Below are 15819 nucleotides of genomic sequence, written 5' to 3'. Positions count from 1 at the left end.
CGGATCATGCCGCCCCGCTTGCCTTGGGAGTAGCGGGATCGGCGCCCCACTCGGTCCAGCTGCCGTCGTAAAGCGCGACGTCGGTCTTGCCGACACGGTGCAAGGCGAACAGCAGCACGGCGGCGGTCACCCCGCTGCCGCACGTCGTGGTAACGGGCCGCGCGAGGTCGACGCCGGCGTCCCTGAAAGCGGACACTATCCCGGCCCGGTCCTTGAACGTACCGTCAGGTGCGAACAGCCGGGGATAGGGCAGGTTGATCGACCCGGGAATGTGCCCGGGGGTTACGCCCGCGCGCTCCGGCTCGGCGCCGGCGAAACGGGCGGGGCCGCGCGCATCGACAACTTGCTCGACCCGGCGGTCGAGGTTGGCGACCATATCGGCCTGGCTGCGAATGGCGCCCGTGTCGGCGCGGACCGTGAACTGGGCCTTGCGTAGGTCTGCCGCCCCGCCAACGCGTTCGCGCCGTTCGGATTTCCATTTGGCCAGCCCGCCATCGAGGATGGCGACGCTGCCGGCGCCGAACAGGCGAAACATGAACCAGGCCCGGGCGGAAGTCTTCACCGCACTGTCATCGTACAGGACGACGCGGTCGGTGTCGGAAATCCCCAGGGCCTGTACCCGCTCGGCAAAGGCGGCAGCCGACGGCAGCATGTTGGCGACGGGCGAGGCCGTGTCGACAAGCGTTCCGAGGTCGAGGAAGACGGCGCCGGGAATGTGGCCGGCCGCGAACTCGGCGGCAGCATCGCGCCCGGCATCGGCAAGGTGCCAACTGGCGTCAACGATACGGAGGTTATCTGCGCCGATCTCAGCGGCCAGCCATTCGGTCGAGACCAGATCGTCCATGCCGTCAGCCTAGCGCACCGCGCCGCCCGCCGTCCAGTGGCGCTCAGTTGACCGCGCGTTGCCCCAGCCGCGAATAGGTACGCGGTCCGAGGTCGAGGCGGAACGGCTTGAGCGGTGCGCCGGGCGCCTCGGGTTCTTCGCCGACGACCCAGGTTCGGCTCACCGCCATCCGGCCGCTGCCATTGCGCCCCGCCTCGACGCGGAAGCGGGCGAGCGGGATGAACAGCGCCTGCGCGCCGGCGCGGATCGGCACGATGGTGTTGAGCGGCACGCGGATATCGCCCTTGAACTCGGCGCTTTCGCCGGGACCAAGCTCGGGCAGTTCGAACCGCCCTTCAAGACGCTGGGTCGGCAGGGCAACCTGTCGCTCCTGGGGCACTTGCGCCTGCGCGGCGATCATGTCGCCCTCGATCGCGACGGCCGACAACGGCGTGTCGGTGTGATTGGTGAGGGTAAGCTTGTAGGACAGCGTGGTAGCAATCAGCGACGCACTCATCCGCGTTGCCTCCACCACCAGCCCGATTCCGCGCGGCGCGGGTCCAGCCGGCGGAGGCGGCGGAACGGGCGCTGCCATGGCCGGCGCCGGCGCGGGCTCGAGCGGCGGAACAGGCGGCGCCGCAACCACCGGCGGCACGAAATTGACCACTGGATCGGCTTCTTCGGCGCGGCGGCGGCGCCAGAACAACGCCCCGCCCAGGATCGCCAGCAAGGCCGCCGCCGTTCCCGCGATGAGCGGCCAGGAAGACGTGGCGGCAGGGGCGGCCGGCGGCGCAGCCGCGATGGGCGCGTAAGTCGGCGCCGGGCTGCTTGCCGGCGTGAACGGCGGCAGGCCGAGCGCGGCGCCCGGATCCTGCGTCGCCGTCGACGATGGTGCGGTGCCGGTCGCCGCAGGGCGCGCGGCCTGGGCGCTCGCGGACGGAGCAGGACGCGGTACCAGGAACGGGCCGGGCTGGGCGTTGCCAGGCACACCGGCAGGCCGTGCCGCGGCAGACGGCGCCGGCGACGGAGCGCGCGTGGCCGGCGCAGGCGCGGGAGCCGGCGCGGCGGTGGCGCTAGGGCTCTGGCTCGGGCGAGGGGAGAGGATAACCGGGTTGTCGGGCGTGACCGGGCCCTGGACGCGCGGATTCGCAGTCGGAGCGCCGGGCAGGCGATAGTCGTTGACCGACTGCGCAGCCGCGCCGCTCGCCAACAGCGAGAGCGCGGCGCCCACTGCGCAAAAGGGAAGAGTACGAATCCCTGGCATATCTCGTCTGCTGTAGTGCCGGCCTCGTTGCGGCGACCGGCTGAATAGGCCTTGAACTTGCCAGTTCCAACCATCGTCTTGTGCACCGCGCGCGTTCGGGGCTACGCGCGTTGCATGGCAGACACACCAATCGCGCCCGAAGCCGCCCCGTTGCACCTTGGCCAGACCAGCCGCCTGCCGGCGTCCCCGGCAGAGGCCGTGCTCGACTACGTGCCCAACCCGCGGGCGGGTTCGCTTTACATGGTGCGCTTCGCTGCGCCCGAATTCACGTCCCTGTGCCCGGTTACTGGCCAGCCCGATTTTGCCCACCTGGTCATCGATTACGCGCCGGGCGAAACCATCGTTGAATCGAAAAGCCTTAAGCTTTTCCTCGGCTCGTTCCGGAACCACTGCGGCTTTCACGAGGACGTCACCGTCGGCATCGGTCAGCGCCTGGTGGACGAGATGAAACCCGTCTGGCTGCGCATCGGCGGTTATTGGTACCCGCGCGGCGGAATTCCGATCGACGTGTTCTGGCAGAGCGGCCCGGCGCCCGGCGGCCTGTGGGTGCCGGACCAGGGCGTCGCGCCGTATCGCGGCCGCGGCTAGGCCGCGCGCAGGATCGCGATCAACCGATCGACGTCGTCAGCATCCTGGTAAAGCCCGAAGCCGATCCGCAGCACGTCGCCCCGCACGTCGGTGATGACGTGGCGTTCCATCAGGGCGGCGTGAAGCGCGGCGGCGCGCTCGCCTTTGAAGGCCAGGAAACGTGCCTGCGGATCGGCAATCTGCGTGTAATTTCCTAGGAGTCCGGCCGCGGCGAAGCGCGCCTTCAGGGCATCGCAATGCGCGGAGATCTTTGCCGTCGTCAGCTCCTCGCGCGCCAGCCTCCGGCGCACGTGGACGAAGCGGTAAAGCCCCGACGGATCGAACGTACTGCCCAGGAACCGGCGCCCGTCGGGCGCATAGCCAACGTGACCGGGCAGCGCTGCAAGGTCATCGAAGGCGGCGTACCAGCCGGTGAAGACCGGGCGCGCCGCAAAGCTTGGTGGCGCATGGATGAACGCGGCACCTTCGCCGCTCATGGCGTACTTGTAGCCGCCGCCCAGGTAGAACACCCGCTCCGCCATTGCCGACAGGTCCACGGGCGTCGCCATGAAAGCGTGGTAGCCGTCGATCGCGATCCAGGGGCCGTCCGGCGCGGCCAATGCCGCCAAGTTTTCCAGGCCGGGCAGCACCTGCCCGGTCGAAAACGCGACATGGCTGGCAAACACAAGGTCGAAACCGCCGCGCCGCGCGGAAGCCAGGAGGTTTTCGGGCGCCACTTCCACAAGTTCGATCCGGCCGGCCTCGTGCCAGCGCTGCGCCTGGCGGCGGAACGCGTGAAACTCGCCGGTCGTCGCCAGAATGCGCGGCGTTTCGGCCGCCAGCGCCGAAACCAGCCGGACCGCCAGTTCGTGCGTGTTGGGCGCGAAACAGATTGTGGCAGGATCGGGCAGGCAAAGCTCGGCTGCGATCTCGCGCTGGGCCTCGGCCCAGATCGGGCCCATCACCTTGTCCCACTTGCGATCGGCCAGGCGCACGCCGTCCTCCCAGGCCTCTTCCTGGCCGTCGCGGCTGGCATCGGGCCAGAGGTGGTGGCTGTGAGCCGCGAAGTGGAGGCGTTCCGGCGCGGCCGCCAGCGCACGCGCGAATAAGTGCTTGTACGTCACAGCGCGGTCCTCAGCGTCCACAGCTCGGGAAAGGCGCGCTTGCCCAACGTGGAATGGAGGTAGGCCGCACCTGCGGTGCCGCCGGTGCCGCGCTTGCCGCCGATGACACGCTCGACCGTCAGCACGTGCTTGTGCCGCCAGGTCGCGGTAGCGTCGTCGATGTCGACCAGCTTCTCGGCGAGCTGGTAGAGATCCCAATAGCGATCGGTATCGCGGTAGACCTCGAGAAATGCCGCCTCGACGGCCGGGTCTGGCTCATAGGGCCGGGACACGTCACGCGCGATCAAGGCCTCGGGGATCGCCAGGCCCGCGCGCGCTGCGGCGCGGATGGCCTCGTCCCACAGGCTTGGCGCCGCCAGCGCCGCGGCCAGTGCCGCGTGTGCGGCGGGCCGATCCTGGTGATAGTCGAGAAACCGGGCATCCTTGAGGCCCAGGAGATATTCGACCGTGCGGAACTGGTCCGACTGGAAGCCCGAGCTGGGGCCGAGAACATGGCGGAAGCGCGAATAGTCCGATGGCGTCATCGTCGCCAGCACATCCCAGGACAGTGTCATCACGGCCTGGATGCGGCTCACCCGCGCCAGGGCCTTGTAAGCTGGGACCAGTGCGTCGGCCCGCACTTGCGATATTGCCAGGTGCAATTCGGTGATCAGCTGCTTGAGCCACAGCTCCTTGGCCTGGTGGATGATGATGAACAGCTGCTCGTCATCGCAGTCCGACAGTGGGTGCTGCGCGCCGAGCAGCATGTCGAGATCGAGATAGCGGGCATAGGTCATCGGCGGCTCGGTCATGTCGCTTCCTTCCCGCGCGATGGTTACAATTGCAAGCTGTTGCGGCGCACTGCGGCGCCATGCGGGCCTTCGCGGACACAGGGGCGTAAAGATCGTTACCGTGACCGCGCTTATCGATTTGCGCCGCGCCGCACGGCCCGCCATACGACAGCGTGAAAACGGGGGGATATTTCGCACCCCGATTGAGGATGTGAACCCGATTATGCCCAAGGCTGCAATTTCGCTGATGATGCTGGGCGCCGCCTTTTTCGCGGTGCCGCAGGCCGCTTTTGCCGACGACAGCGGCGTGGTCTATGCCGGCGGCGGCGTGGGTAATGGCGACGGTATTAACGGCTATGCCGGCGGCGTCTTTTCCTTGCCCGGTTCGCGGCTGGGTCAAGGCTGGGCGATCCGCGCCGGTGGCAGCGGCGGCCGCTATCAATACGAATCGGGCACGGTCGGGACGGTGCGGGCTAATTACGCGTCGGCCGAACTGGCGGCTGTCTACCAGACTTCGGGCGACTGGGGCTGGGCCAACTTCGGGGCCGGTCCTCGGATCACCCACACCAGCCTGACGCCGAGCGACCCGGCCAACCGGATGCGCGGCACCCGCTACGACCTCGCGCTGCAGACCGACGGGGCTTACGGCCAGGACTGGCGGCTTGGCTGGTTCGGATCGCTGGGCGTGAACGACCGAACCTATATTACGCAGGCTCGCCTCGGCAAACGGGTCAACGCGGCGCACAACACCCGGATGGGGATCGAGGGCATCGTCCAGGGTGACCGGATCTACACGCAGGAGGCGGTCGGCGCCTTCGTCACCACCGGGCTTGGCCCGAAGGCCGAAATCAGCTTGTCGGGCGGCGCCAGTTTCCAGACCGGGCGCAGCGCCAAGCCTTATGCGTCGGTCGGCATCAGTCACGTTTTCTGACGCGGGTCGATTGCGCGCTGCGCTGCTGGCAGGTTCATTGTCCGCCGTATCGTCGTCGGGCTGCATCCCGCATGTCGAGGCACCGGCGATGAGCACGCCCGTGCCTGACGTCGGCGCCGAACTGGCCGTGCCAGCGGGCTATCGCGAGGTTTATGCCGAAACGTTCGACAGCGGCACCGCGCCGTCCGCGACCCGCTGGTCCCATGATACCGACCTCAACAAGCGCGGCTGGTACAACGGCGAGCGGCAATATTACGCCCATGCGGACAGTGATGCGGCACGTGTCGCCGACGGAAAGCTGCGGATCAGCGCAGTCGCTCATCCGCCAGGTCCGCCACGTCCGTCGGACTGGGGCGGACAGGGCTATACGTCCGCGCGGATCACCACCGCCGGCCATGCCCGCTGGCACTACGGCTTCTTCTCTGTGCGCGCGCGCCTGCCGCGCGTGCGCGGGGCCTGGCCCGCAATCTGGCTGCTGCCCGAGCGCCATGACTTCCGCTGGGACGGCGGCGAGATCGACATTGCCGAACTGGCCGGTCACCGGCCCGATGAAGTTCGCCAGGGCATCCAGACCCGCGCTGCCAATTTTCGCCGGGGTAATCAGCCGGTAGCCGTCACGCGGCAGGCGGACGACGCTTTCCACGATTACCAGGTGCTCTGGACGCCGGACCGGGTCGTGTTCGGGATCGACGGGCGGGTCACATTCATCGCTCCGGCGGTCGGACTCGACCGGCCGATGGCGCTGATCCTCAACGTCGCGGTCGGCGGCGACTGGGCGGGCGCCGAAGGTATCGCCGATGCCAGCTTTCCCGCCACGATGGAGGTCGATTCGATCCGGGTGTGGCAGCCCTAGCCGGCTGCGAACGCGGCCTGGACCGCCGCGACGAAGGCCGGGATCGCCTCGGTGTCCGCGCCGCTGCGCGCGGCTCGATCGGCCAGTTTGCCCAGCCTCGTCAGATCGTCGAAGCCGAATACCGCCGCCATCCCGGCGATGCGGTGCGCGACAGCGCCGATCGCCGAAACATCGCCGGCGGCCGAAAGCGCCGCCAGCTCCGCCGCGTCCGCACGCAGCTGGTCGATGAATTGGCCGCGCAGCGCCGCCATCTGCTCTTCGTATTCGTCGCTCATGCACGCAGGCTATTCCCGACCCGCGTGGCGGTGGCAACACGGCCGGGCCGATTTTGCGCCGCCGGGCGCATGTGCGGATGGACGCGGACGGTCGCAGCGGCAATGGTGCCGAACAGGAATCATGGCCACATCTTCCCCCTCTTCTGCCGCGATCGATCGCCTCAACGTGCTGGTCGTCGACGATGACGTGCTGCTGGCCCAGTATCTTGCGCTTCAGCTCGGCCGCCATGGCTGCCGGACCGAGACGACCGACAGCGGGGAACGGGCGCTGGAACTGCTGGCGAAGGGTCAGTTCGACCAGCTTATCACCGACTGGCAGATGCCCGGAATGGACGGGATGGAGCTGGCGCGCCGCGCCCGTGCCCAGCATGGACGAGAGCGTCACATTCACATCACCATGATCACCGCCGACGAGGACGGCGACGCGATCGGCGCCGCGCTGGCTGCCGGCGTCGACGATTTCCTGCGCAAGCCGATCGACGCACTGCAGCTTCAGCTTGCGGTCGAAAGCACGCGCCGCAACCGCCGCCTGCATCGCCGCCTGGCGCGGCGCACCGCGCTGGTCGGCGCCGCCCATCGCCGCGCTCGCAGCGCGCTCGACGCGGTCCAGGCCGATATCGATGCCGCCGCGGCCTTGCACCGCCGGCTGCTGCCGGCAGACGGGGCGGCGGGCGCGCTCGACATCGCTTCGATCTATCACCCGGCCTCGGTGCTCGGCGGCGATTCGATTGGGGTCATGCCGCTGGAGGACGCGCATGTGCTGTTCTTCCTCATCGACGTGCGCGGGCACGGCGTGCCCGCGGCGCTCGACAGCTTTCACCTCCACCACCGCCTCAAGCAGTTCCGCTCGTCCTCCCCCGAGGCGCTGGCCGATGCGATCGCAGCGCTCAACCGTGAGATCGCGGAACGCGGCGACGACAGCTATGCGACGATGATCGTCGGTATCGCTGATCCCTCCGCCAGCGAAGCGTGGATCGTTCGCGCCGGCCATCCGCCGGCCCTGACCTGCGACGCCGGCGGAGCGCGGCGCGTCGGCGAGGAAGCGAACGGGGGCTTTCCGCTCGGCTGGTTCGCCGATGCCACGTTCCGGCCCGAGATGGTCCGGCTTGGCCCCGGTACGCGGTTGCTGCTGCTGTCGGACGGGGTTGAGGACACGCTCGACGGCGATGGCGGGGATGGCGATGTCAGTCCGGCGCTGTCGCGAATCCTGGAAACGGGGCGGAACGATTCGCTGACGCATCTCGTTGGCACGATCGATCGCGCGCTGGACGCGAAGCGGCCAGCTACGGGCTTTGCCGATGATGTCTCCGTGCTCGTGCTTGAATGCTGCCATGAGGATCGCCGATGACCGACCCCGCCGTGCTCGAAATTACCGTTCCGGACGAGCGCATCGACGCCGCCGCCGCGCCCGCGTTCAAGCAGGCGATGAGCGACGCATTGGGAAGTTCGACGCGCCGCCTGGTGCTCGACATGTCCCAAGTCCAGTTCGTCGATTCGACCGGGCTGGGGGTGCTCGTCTCGCTCCTCAAGCAGATGGGTGAGGGGGGGCGGATCGCGGTCGTCGGTGCCGCCCCTGGCGTGCGACGCCTGTTCCAGATTACCCGGCTCGACAGCCTGTTCGTCCTTGCCGACGATGCGGCCTCGGCGCGCGACGCCTTGAATGGCTGACGGCTCGCCCCAGACCTGCGTGGCCGCGGCGACGCACCTGGGGGTGCGCGACCTGGCCGCCTTCCTGCGTGAGTGCTGCAACACCGCCGGTGTCGACGAGATGAGCGTCTTCGACCTCGAGCTGGCAATGGTCGAGGCGGCCAACAACATCGTCGAGCATGGTTACGAGGAAACCGGCGGCGGGGTCATCCGCCTTGCCGTCGAGATCGCGCGGGGCGAAGTCGCGCTGTTGCTCGAGGACGAGGGCCGGCCGGCGCCCGCCGACCTGTTCGCCTTGTGCCGGACGGCGCCGCTCGACGCGACCGAGGGGCGCGGACTTGGTATCGTACGCAGCTGCGTCGATCTGGCCGACTATAGTCGTGCGGGATCGGTCAACCGGCTGCGGCTGGTCAAGACGCTTACCGCCTAGCGAACGAAGCAGGCCGCGCCGCCGCGCCGCACCGCGGCACAAACGTCGCGCGCGCTGGCAAGATCGGGCGCGGCTGCGATCAGACGATGGACCGTTCCATGCCGGGAGCTCACCGTTTCGACACTGTGGTCCAGCGACGAGAGTATCGCAAAGCGCTGTGCCAGACCTGACCAGCGCTCCTGCGCGACGGCATTGCTGTCAAAGGCGCCAAGCTGGATGTCACGTCCCGCACGATCGGCGTGGGGCGTGTTTGCCGCCGGCTGGGTGGGTGCCGGGGTTGAGGCGGGCGGCGCAGCCGCGGTTGCCGGAACGGCCGCAGGCGTCGGCACGATTGCAGGGGGAAGCGGCGCCATCGGCATCGTAATCGAACCGACCGCCCGCGGGACGAAATCTTGATGCGGTACCGGATTGCCTGCCTCGCGGTTGAGCGTGCGATCCTCGATCCGGACCACCAGCGTGCCGCCGATCGCCAGCGCGGCGGCGATGATGAGGTGGCTGCGCCCCTTGCGCAGCCCTTCGGCGATCGTCGTCATGCCCGGTCCTCCGCGGGTTTCCAGAACGCCGCGCGCACCATGATGCCCATCGCCAGCACGTTGTTGAGGCCCCACAGACCGTTGGCGATCATGCCGCCCGTTGTGTAGGGCCCGTGGCCGAGTGCGAACAGGATCGCTGCGTAGGCGAAAGCCAGGATCGTCAGCATCATGATCGCTATCTGCGGCCAGACCAGGTGCAGGTGGTTGCCCTCCTGCCGCGCCTTGGGCGTAACCGGGAACGAGATCTTCTTCTTGCGCACTACCGCCCAGAGCGCCCGCAGCGACAGCGGGAAACTGGCAAGGTACGTGACCTTGCCCTTGTAGCCTGAATGGCCCCAGGTCCCGAACAGGAAGGCCAGTTCGTTGAGGATCAGGAACGGCAGCGCGTGGCCGAAAAAGTCACCGGTGTACGCGTCGACCGGGGCGATCCCGCTGACAAGGTAGATTACCGGCGAGACCAGGAACACCAGGTTCCAGAGCGCGCCCAGGTAAGACCAGAACGTCGCCAGGTACATCATGCGCTGCATGAAGGTCATCCCCGGGCGCAGCACGGGGTTGTCGTGGAACAGGATGTCGAGGCTGCCGCCGGCGTACTTGTAGCGCTGGATCGTCCAGGTCAGCAGGTCCTGCGGGCTCAGCATCCGGGATTCGACGTCCGGGTGCATTACCGTCTTCCAGTTTCGGCCGGTGTCCTGGTGCAGTACGATGGTCGAATAGATATCTTCGGAGACGTGGAACTTGTAAGGTGTCAGTTCCTCTTCCTGGACCGCCTTCCAGCGCGCCAGCGCGATCTGTTCCTCGCTGTCGCCCTTGCGCAGACGGGCGATCCGGCCAAGCCGCGAACGCTGTTCGCCCGAGGCGCGCGATACGGCTTCCGAAAACTCTCGCAGCGCGACGAACATCACCGCTTCGCGCCGGTGGATCGATCCGGCTCCGCAGCAGAACGCGGCATTCCACGGGTTCCGGCGACGCTGAATGATGTCATAGAACATCGCCGGATCGTTGACGAACGGGTCCTCTCCGACGCGGATTTCACCGAACACCGTCTCGACGGCCTTGGCGACGGCGTAGCCCAGCTTGCCCGCGCGCTTGCCCCAGGCTTCGCGCAGCGTGACGCCCTCGGGTAAGTCGTAGAACCACTGGGGGGTCTGGATCAGCGCGACATCGGGATCGCGGAAATAGCCCAGCGTACGTTCCAGGATCGTCGGGAACGGGCGCGTGTCGGCATCGCAGATGACGATGAAGTCGCCGCTCGTCTGCTCCATCGCGTTGCGCAGGTTGCCCGCCTTGAAGCCGATGTTGTTGTCCCGCGTGATATAGCCGATGCCCTCTTCCTCGGCCACGGCGCGCATTGTTGGCCGGCGACCGTCATCGAGGACGTAAACCTTTAGATCGATCGGGTGCGGGTAGCGGATCGCCTTGGCATCCTGGACCGAGAGGCGGACCAGTTCCTCGTCCTCGTTGTAGGTGGCGATGAAGACGTCCACCGCGATCCGGCGATTGACCATCTCCTCGGCGCGGACGCACTCGACGAAATTGCGCGGCGGGGCGCGGCGCGGATAATCGCGCACCTTCCACAAGTTCATCACGAACAGGACCAAGCCGATGTAGGCGGCGCTTTCCGCCAGCACGAGCGGCAGTGAGAACCATACCGCGTGCAAATTGAGTGATGCCGTCCACCGCCACCACATGTAACGCGCGCCTGCCAGCAGGCAAAACACCGCCAGGGTCTGCCAGATCAACTCGATCGCGCGCGAGTAGGGCAGCGGTGCCGGCGGCCGCCGGTCCTCGAAACGCCGGAAATAGAAATCGTCGGATGCGGCGGTCATGGTGCTCGGCTGCTGGTCGGAAGGGTCGGGGACTAGCGCGGAGGCGCCATCATGCAAGGCGGCGGTCACGGTTGTGCGGCAGCGGTGATGGCATTGTCCCATTGCGCGACGGCGGCACGGCAATCGGTTACCGAGCTTGCGGTGCGCAGCGCGCGGTCGAGATTGGCGGCTGCTTCGGCCAGTGCCGCCTCTCCGAACAGCGCCGCGGTACCGGCCACCTGGTGCGCCAGCGATTGCAGCGCGGCGGTGTCGGCATCCCGGTCCTGGCGTGCCGCGGCAAGGTGAGCAAGGAAGTCTCCGCGCAGCCGCTCATACATTGCCTCCAGGTCCTGGTTGGCGTCCTGCTCCTCCAGCGCCTGGGCGGTGCCTAGGCGCCGCACCCGGTGGCGCGCGATGGCGGCATAGAGGTCTGCCTTGACGATCGGTTTCGCCAGGTGCGCCTGCATCCCCGCAGCCCGGCACTGGGCAATGTCTTCGGCAAAGGCGTTGGCTGTCAGTGCCACGATCGGCAGCGTGGCGGGGTCGAAGCCGTGGTTGCGCAAATGACGCGTCGCGGCCAGGCCATCGATCTCGGGCATTTGCACGTCCATCAGCACCAGGTCGAAGGGTGCGCCCGCCTTGGCCGCAGCTTCCACGGCGTCGATTGCTTCGCGGCCATTCGTAGCCATCGCCGGCTTGATCCCGACCGCGCCCAGGATAGCCGCGATCAAGCCGCGGTTGATGGCGTTATCTTCGACCACCAGCAGATGGGCGCCGGCAATCTGCCGTTCCGAACCGGCTGCATCGCCCGCCGGACCCGAATCGACGCCGCTGGGCGCGACTGCCGGCTCAAGAGGAAGGGTCAGGGTAAAGGTTGAACCCTCGCCCACCGTGCTTTCGACCGTAATGCTCCCGCCCATCATCGCCGCCAGCCGGCTGCAGATGGACAATCCAAGCCCGGTCCCGCCAAAGCGGCGCGCGATCGAATTGTCGGCTTGTGCGAACTGCTCGAAGATCGCGGTCAGGTTCTCGGGAGCTATGCCCATGCCGGTGTCCTTGACCGCGACGGTGAAGGTCTTGCCGTCGGCCGCCTTGCGCGCGGCCACCTCGACCCCGCCGTGCTGCGTGAACTTGACCGCGTTGCCAACCAGGTTGAGCACGATCTGGCGCAGCCGCAGGGCATCCCCCGCGATCCAGCGCGGCAATGCCGGGTCGACGTCGACGGACAACTGGATCTGCTTGGCGCGGGCCACGGACTCGACCAGGCGCACCGCGCCGCGCAGCTTGTGCGGCAGATCGAATGGCTCGTTGACGATCTCCATCTGCCCGGCCTCGATCTTCGACAGATCGAGGATATCGTTGAGCAGCGTCATCATCGCCTGGCTCGATTCGCTGATCGCCTCGACTTGTTCGCGCTGCTGGGCCGACAAGTCGGTCTCGGCCAACAGGTTGGTATAGCCGATCACGCCGTTCATCGGCGTCCGAAGCTCGTGGCTCATGTTGGCGAGGAAGGCCGACTTTGCGGTGGTCGCGGCCTCGGCGCTGGCCTGGGCGGCACGCAGTTGCGCCTCGAGCGCCTTGTTGCGCGACACGTCGCGCAGCGAAGCGAGCACTTCCTTGGGCCTCCACGCCGCGTCGCGGATCAGCGCGCAGCTCGCCTCCATCCAGCGGTAGCGATCGCGGTCGATCGGCGAGCGTGAGCGAAAGGCGATGACTTCGGAATCGCTTTCACCCGAGGTCAGGCGCGCGAAAGTGGCCTCGACCAGTTCTTCGTCGTCGGGATGGAATTCGGTCAGCACGACATGGCCGATCAGCGCCGAAGCCGGCAGTTCGAAGAGACGCTCGACCGAAGGAGACGCATAGAGACACACGCCGTCGAGCCCGAGCCGCAGCACCGAGTCGGTGACATTGTCGGTAATCAGGCGCAGTTCTTCCTCGCTCGCGGCAAGCGCCTCGGCGGCGCGGTGGCGATCGGTGACGTCGATGGCAACACCGACGATCCCCGTGGTCCGCCCGGCCGCATCGAGTTCCGCCTGGCACTGCACGTCGACGATCACCTGGCTGCGGTCGCGATGGACCCAGCGATATTCGAAACGCGCTTCGCCGCCGTGCTCGGCCAGGTTCAGCAGCGCGCCGACGACCCGTTCGCGGTCGCCGGCATGGACGCCCGCCAGCCACGCGCGGCCTCTCCAGCGATTGGCTGCAAGCCCCGACTGCCTCAGCCAGGTGGGATTGACGTCGGTCAGCATGGCCGCCGGGTCGGTGCGGAATATGCCAGCGGGAGACAAGTTGGTGAGCGCCTGGAAGCGCTGTTCACTCTCGCCCAGGCGCTCCAGCGCCTCGCGCTGCTCGGTGATATCGACGGCAGCGCCGTTGTACTCGACCACCTTGCCGTCGTCGTCGAATTCGGCCGAGGTGTAGACGTCCATCCAGACCACGCCGCTGTCCACGGCGCGGAACGGAATGCGCCGGCGGCGCACTTCGCCGGGCTTGAAATCGAGCCAGATCGGCTGATCGCGGAACATCGAAACGTCGGCCAGGGTCTTGAGCCAGCCATCGCCAAGCAGTTCGCCCGGCTTGCGCCCCAGCCGCTCCATCCAGTTGGGACTCATGTAGGTCAAGTGGCCGTTGGGATCGGCGCGAAACAGCCCGACCGGGGTATTCTGAGCGATGAGGCGGAAATTCTCTTCGCTGCGCGCCAGGGCGTGGGAACGCTCCACCATGTCGGTCACGTCGGCAATGTTGCCGATGGTGCCGGCGAATTGGCCCTGGGCATCAACGACGCGGCGAACCTTCACCACGATGTTGCGAATCTTGGCATCGCGGGCGATGAAATGCTGTTCGAGTAGCAATTCGTCGATCTCGCCGGCCGCCAGGCGCGGGTAGAGTACGCGCGTTTCGGCAATGTCGTCGGGATGCAGCAGCGTGGTCGTCGGCGTGCCCAGGCTTTCCTCTACGCTATAGCCGGTGACGTCTTCCCAGGCGCGGTTGAGCGCGGTCCATTCGCCCGCTGCATTGGTGCGGAAGATGATGTCGCGGACGTTGTCGACGATCTCGCGGATCTCGTCGCGCGCGGCGGCGGCAGCCCTCCGCTCACGGTCGCGCTCGTGCAGGATCGCGGCGACCGGCATGCACATGAGGAAGCTGGCGACCAGGAAGACCTGCAGGGCCAGCGTCTGCATCTCTGCGCCGCCCCTGACCAGCATGATCGGGCCATGACCGAAAAAGGTCGCACCCGCGGCTATCACGGTGACGGCTATGATCGCAAACGCCGATCCGGCCAGGCCTGCACGAAACGCCCCGTAGAGCAGCAGCGGGCTGACCAGGAACAGGAACGGCATGGCGGTTTGCGAAAACACCACCAGCGTGCCGACCGAGACGACCCCGACGGTCATCGCGATGTGCCGCCAGTCGTCCACCGACATTTGCGCGCGTCCGCGCCACAAGTCGATCATCACGACCGTGATCGGCAGGATCAGCAGCAGGCTGAGCGCATTGTGCGCGAACCACCGCAGCGCCAGGCCGGCTTCGAACGTGCCGGGCTGACCCAGGACGAGGAATCCTGCCACGACCGACCCGATCGCCACCGCGATCGACACTGCAGCCAGCAGCCACAAGTGGCTGCGCGGCTGGGCCATGTCGGGCCGTGCGCCAAGCCCGCGACGCAAGATGACCAGCGTCAACAAGGCGTCGAGGGCATGGGCGGAGGCGCGCGCCACCGTGTTGACCATCGGGTAGCCGAGCGTGAGAAAGACGCACAGTTGCACGACCAGGCACAGCAGCACGGCGGGCAGCGCCATTGCCCGCCTTCGTCGTAGCAACCACCCGATCAGAAAGCCGCCCGGCAGCCAGAACAGCGAAAACCCGCCCACGCCGCGCGTGAAGGTCACCGAAATATAGGCGAAGACGGTATAGAGTACCGCCGCGATCGCTAATGCGCCCCATTCGATCGGCTTGAGTCGACCCACCTGCTGGACCCTTCGCCACACGTGCCGGGTCGCGCGCAATGCGGCCGGGCTGCCCCTGAACTCACCCGTTACGCGCCGATCGGCCGTTCGGATGCATGCCCCCGATGAGGCCTGGCGCCGACATTACCGTTTACGGGCGGCGGGCGCCAATCGATTTCGCTTGTCGCTGTGATCGATCGGCAACGCGGCCGGGGAGAAGGCCTCAGTCCACCAGCGCAGCTTCCACCGCCACGCGGATCGCCTCGGAGGTATGGGCGGCGCCGATCTTGCTGAGCATGTTGGCGCGATGGATTTCGACGGTGCGCGGGCTGATCGCCAGCTCCTCGCCGATCTGGCGGTTCGAAAGCCCGCGTGCGACCCCGGTCAGCACCTCGCGCTCGCGCGGGGTCAGGCGGCGCAGGCGGCTGCGTGCCCGCGCCTCGCGCAGGCGTGCGTTGCCTACCGCGCTGTCCGAATGTTCGGCACGTTCCAGTGCCTGGTCAAGTTGCGGCCCGTCGAACGGCCAGACCAGGTAGTCGAGCGCGCCGTCGAGGACCGCCTCGACCACCTTGTGCGCGTTTGGCTCCTCGCTGAAGGCCAGTACCGGCAGCCAGCGGCCACTGGACGTCATGCGCTCGAGTAAATCGCGCACCGGGCGGTCGTCGTTGTAGACCAGGATGACGCCTTCCCGCGGCCAGCGCGCGCCGATCTCGTCCAGGTCCTCGAAGGGTTCGACGTGGAAGTGCGAGCCGACCAGGCAATGGCTGATGGCAGCGCGGCGGCGGGTGTTGCTGTCGACGAGCAGGATCGTGTGACGACGTGCCATGGAGGGTATCCTCTACTGGTT

General features: G+C 67.5%; 15 protein-coding genes. 6 read left to right on the top strand and 9 right to left on the bottom strand.

Annotated features, from left to right (window positions below):
• Positions 1 to 4: 4 nt before the first annotated feature.
• A complete protein-coding gene (locus tag ACOYW6_RS06585) occupies positions 5 to 844 on the bottom strand; it encodes a sulfurtransferase (RefSeq protein ID WP_423143009.1) in 840 nt (279 codons plus the stop codon).
• Between the two features lie 43 nt (positions 845 to 887).
• Entirely contained in the window at positions 888 to 2054 is a 1167-nt protein-coding gene (locus ACOYW6_RS06580) for a hypothetical protein (protein ID WP_423143008.1), read from the bottom strand.
• Between the two features lie 147 nt (positions 2055 to 2201).
• On the opposite strand from ACOYW6_RS06580, the gene queF reads away from it, so the two are divergent.
• Positions 2202 to 2675, top strand: a complete 474-nt coding sequence (queF, locus tag ACOYW6_RS06575; protein WP_423143007.1) for a preQ(1) synthase — start codon at positions 2202 to 2204, stop codon at positions 2673 to 2675.
• Here the strand turns inward: queF and ACOYW6_RS06570 are convergent.
• Together ACOYW6_RS06570 and ACOYW6_RS06565 are read right to left on the bottom strand one after the other, a co-directional pair.
• Positions 2672 to 3778: a class V aminotransferase gene (locus ACOYW6_RS06570; protein WP_423143006.1), complete on the bottom strand. Its 1107-nt coding sequence runs from the start codon at positions 3776 to 3778 to the stop codon at positions 2672 to 2674. The genes queF and ACOYW6_RS06570 overlap by 4 nt on opposite strands.
• The gene (locus ACOYW6_RS06565) at positions 3775 to 4569 is read right to left on the bottom strand and encodes a tryptophan 2,3-dioxygenase (RefSeq protein ID WP_423143005.1); all 795 of its coding nucleotides are present in this window, start codon (positions 4567 to 4569) and stop codon (positions 3775 to 3777) included. Before ACOYW6_RS06565 ends, ACOYW6_RS06570 begins: the two co-directional genes overlap by 4 nt.
• A gap of 202 nt (positions 4570 to 4771) precedes the next feature.
• On the opposite strand from ACOYW6_RS06565, the gene bcsS reads away from it, so the two are divergent.
• Together bcsS and ACOYW6_RS06555 are read left to right on the top strand one after the other, a co-directional pair.
• Positions 4772 to 5479, top strand: coding sequence for a cellulose biosynthesis protein BcsS (bcsS, locus tag ACOYW6_RS06560; protein ID WP_423143004.1), 708 nt, complete (start codon positions 4772 to 4774; stop codon positions 5477 to 5479).
• Positions 5480 to 5567: 88 nt separating this feature from the next.
• On the top strand, positions 5568 to 6332 hold the full coding sequence (locus tag ACOYW6_RS06555; protein WP_423143003.1) for a glycoside hydrolase family 16 protein: 765 nt from the start codon (positions 5568 to 5570) through the stop codon (positions 6330 to 6332).
• On the opposite strand, the gene ACOYW6_RS06550 is transcribed toward ACOYW6_RS06555, so the two are convergent.
• Entirely contained in the window at positions 6329 to 6607 is a 279-nt protein-coding gene (locus ACOYW6_RS06550; RefSeq protein WP_423143002.1) for an Hpt domain-containing protein, read from the bottom strand. The two genes, ACOYW6_RS06555 and ACOYW6_RS06550, sit on opposite strands and share 4 nt — an antisense overlap.
• A 121-nt stretch (positions 6608 to 6728) precedes the next feature.
• Between ACOYW6_RS06550 and ACOYW6_RS06545 the strand changes: the two genes are divergently transcribed.
• Genes ACOYW6_RS06545 through ACOYW6_RS06535 form a run of 3 tightly spaced genes read left to right on the top strand, consistent with a single transcriptional unit; the run spans position 6729 to position 8684 of the window.
• Entirely contained in the window at positions 6729 to 7955 is a 1227-nt protein-coding gene (locus ACOYW6_RS06545; protein WP_423143001.1) for a PP2C family protein-serine/threonine phosphatase, read from the top strand.
• Complete coding sequence (locus tag ACOYW6_RS06540; RefSeq protein ID WP_423143000.1) at positions 7952 to 8275, top strand: STAS domain-containing protein; 324 nt, start codon at positions 7952 to 7954, stop codon at positions 8273 to 8275. The genes ACOYW6_RS06545 and ACOYW6_RS06540 overlap by 4 nt, the downstream gene beginning before the upstream one ends.
• Positions 8268 to 8684 carry an ATP-binding protein gene (locus ACOYW6_RS06535; protein ID WP_423142999.1) on the top strand — a complete coding sequence of 139 codons (417 nt, stop codon included), beginning with the start codon at positions 8268 to 8270 and terminating at the stop codon, positions 8682 to 8684. Before ACOYW6_RS06540 ends, ACOYW6_RS06535 begins: the two co-directional genes overlap by 8 nt.
• On the opposite strand, the gene ACOYW6_RS06530 is transcribed toward ACOYW6_RS06535, so the two are convergent.
• The 4 genes from ACOYW6_RS06530 to ACOYW6_RS06515 all read right to left on the bottom strand — a co-directional run bounded on the left by ACOYW6_RS06530 (position 8681) and on the right by ACOYW6_RS06515 (position 15798).
• Positions 8681 to 9217 (bottom strand): SPOR domain-containing protein, encoded by a 537-nt coding sequence (locus ACOYW6_RS06530; RefSeq protein WP_423142998.1) that lies wholly within the window; start codon positions 9215 to 9217, stop codon positions 8681 to 8683. The genes ACOYW6_RS06535 and ACOYW6_RS06530 overlap by 4 nt on opposite strands.
• Positions 9214 to 11046, bottom strand: a complete 1833-nt coding sequence (locus ACOYW6_RS06525; RefSeq protein WP_423142997.1) for a glycosyltransferase — start codon at positions 11044 to 11046, stop codon at positions 9214 to 9216. The genes ACOYW6_RS06530 and ACOYW6_RS06525 overlap by 4 nt, the downstream gene beginning before the upstream one ends.
• 65 nt (positions 11047 to 11111) lie before the next feature.
• Positions 11112 to 14993, bottom strand: coding sequence for a PAS domain S-box protein (locus ACOYW6_RS06520; RefSeq protein WP_423142996.1), 3882 nt, complete (start codon positions 14991 to 14993; stop codon positions 11112 to 11114).
• Positions 14994 to 15195: 202 nt separating this feature from the next.
• Positions 15196 to 15798 carry a response regulator transcription factor gene (locus tag ACOYW6_RS06515; RefSeq protein ID WP_423142995.1) on the bottom strand — a complete coding sequence of 201 codons (603 nt, stop codon included), beginning with the start codon at positions 15796 to 15798 and terminating at the stop codon, positions 15196 to 15198.
• Between the last annotated feature and the right edge of the window lie 21 nt (positions 15799 to 15819).

This window comes from Parablastomonas sp. CN1-191 (genome assembly GCF_049354825.1).
Classification (GTDB): Bacteria; Pseudomonadota; Alphaproteobacteria; order Sphingomonadales; family Sphingomonadaceae; genus Novosphingobium.
Note: the sequence above shows the minus strand (reverse complement) of the source record. Positions and strands in the feature narration are given on the sequence as shown.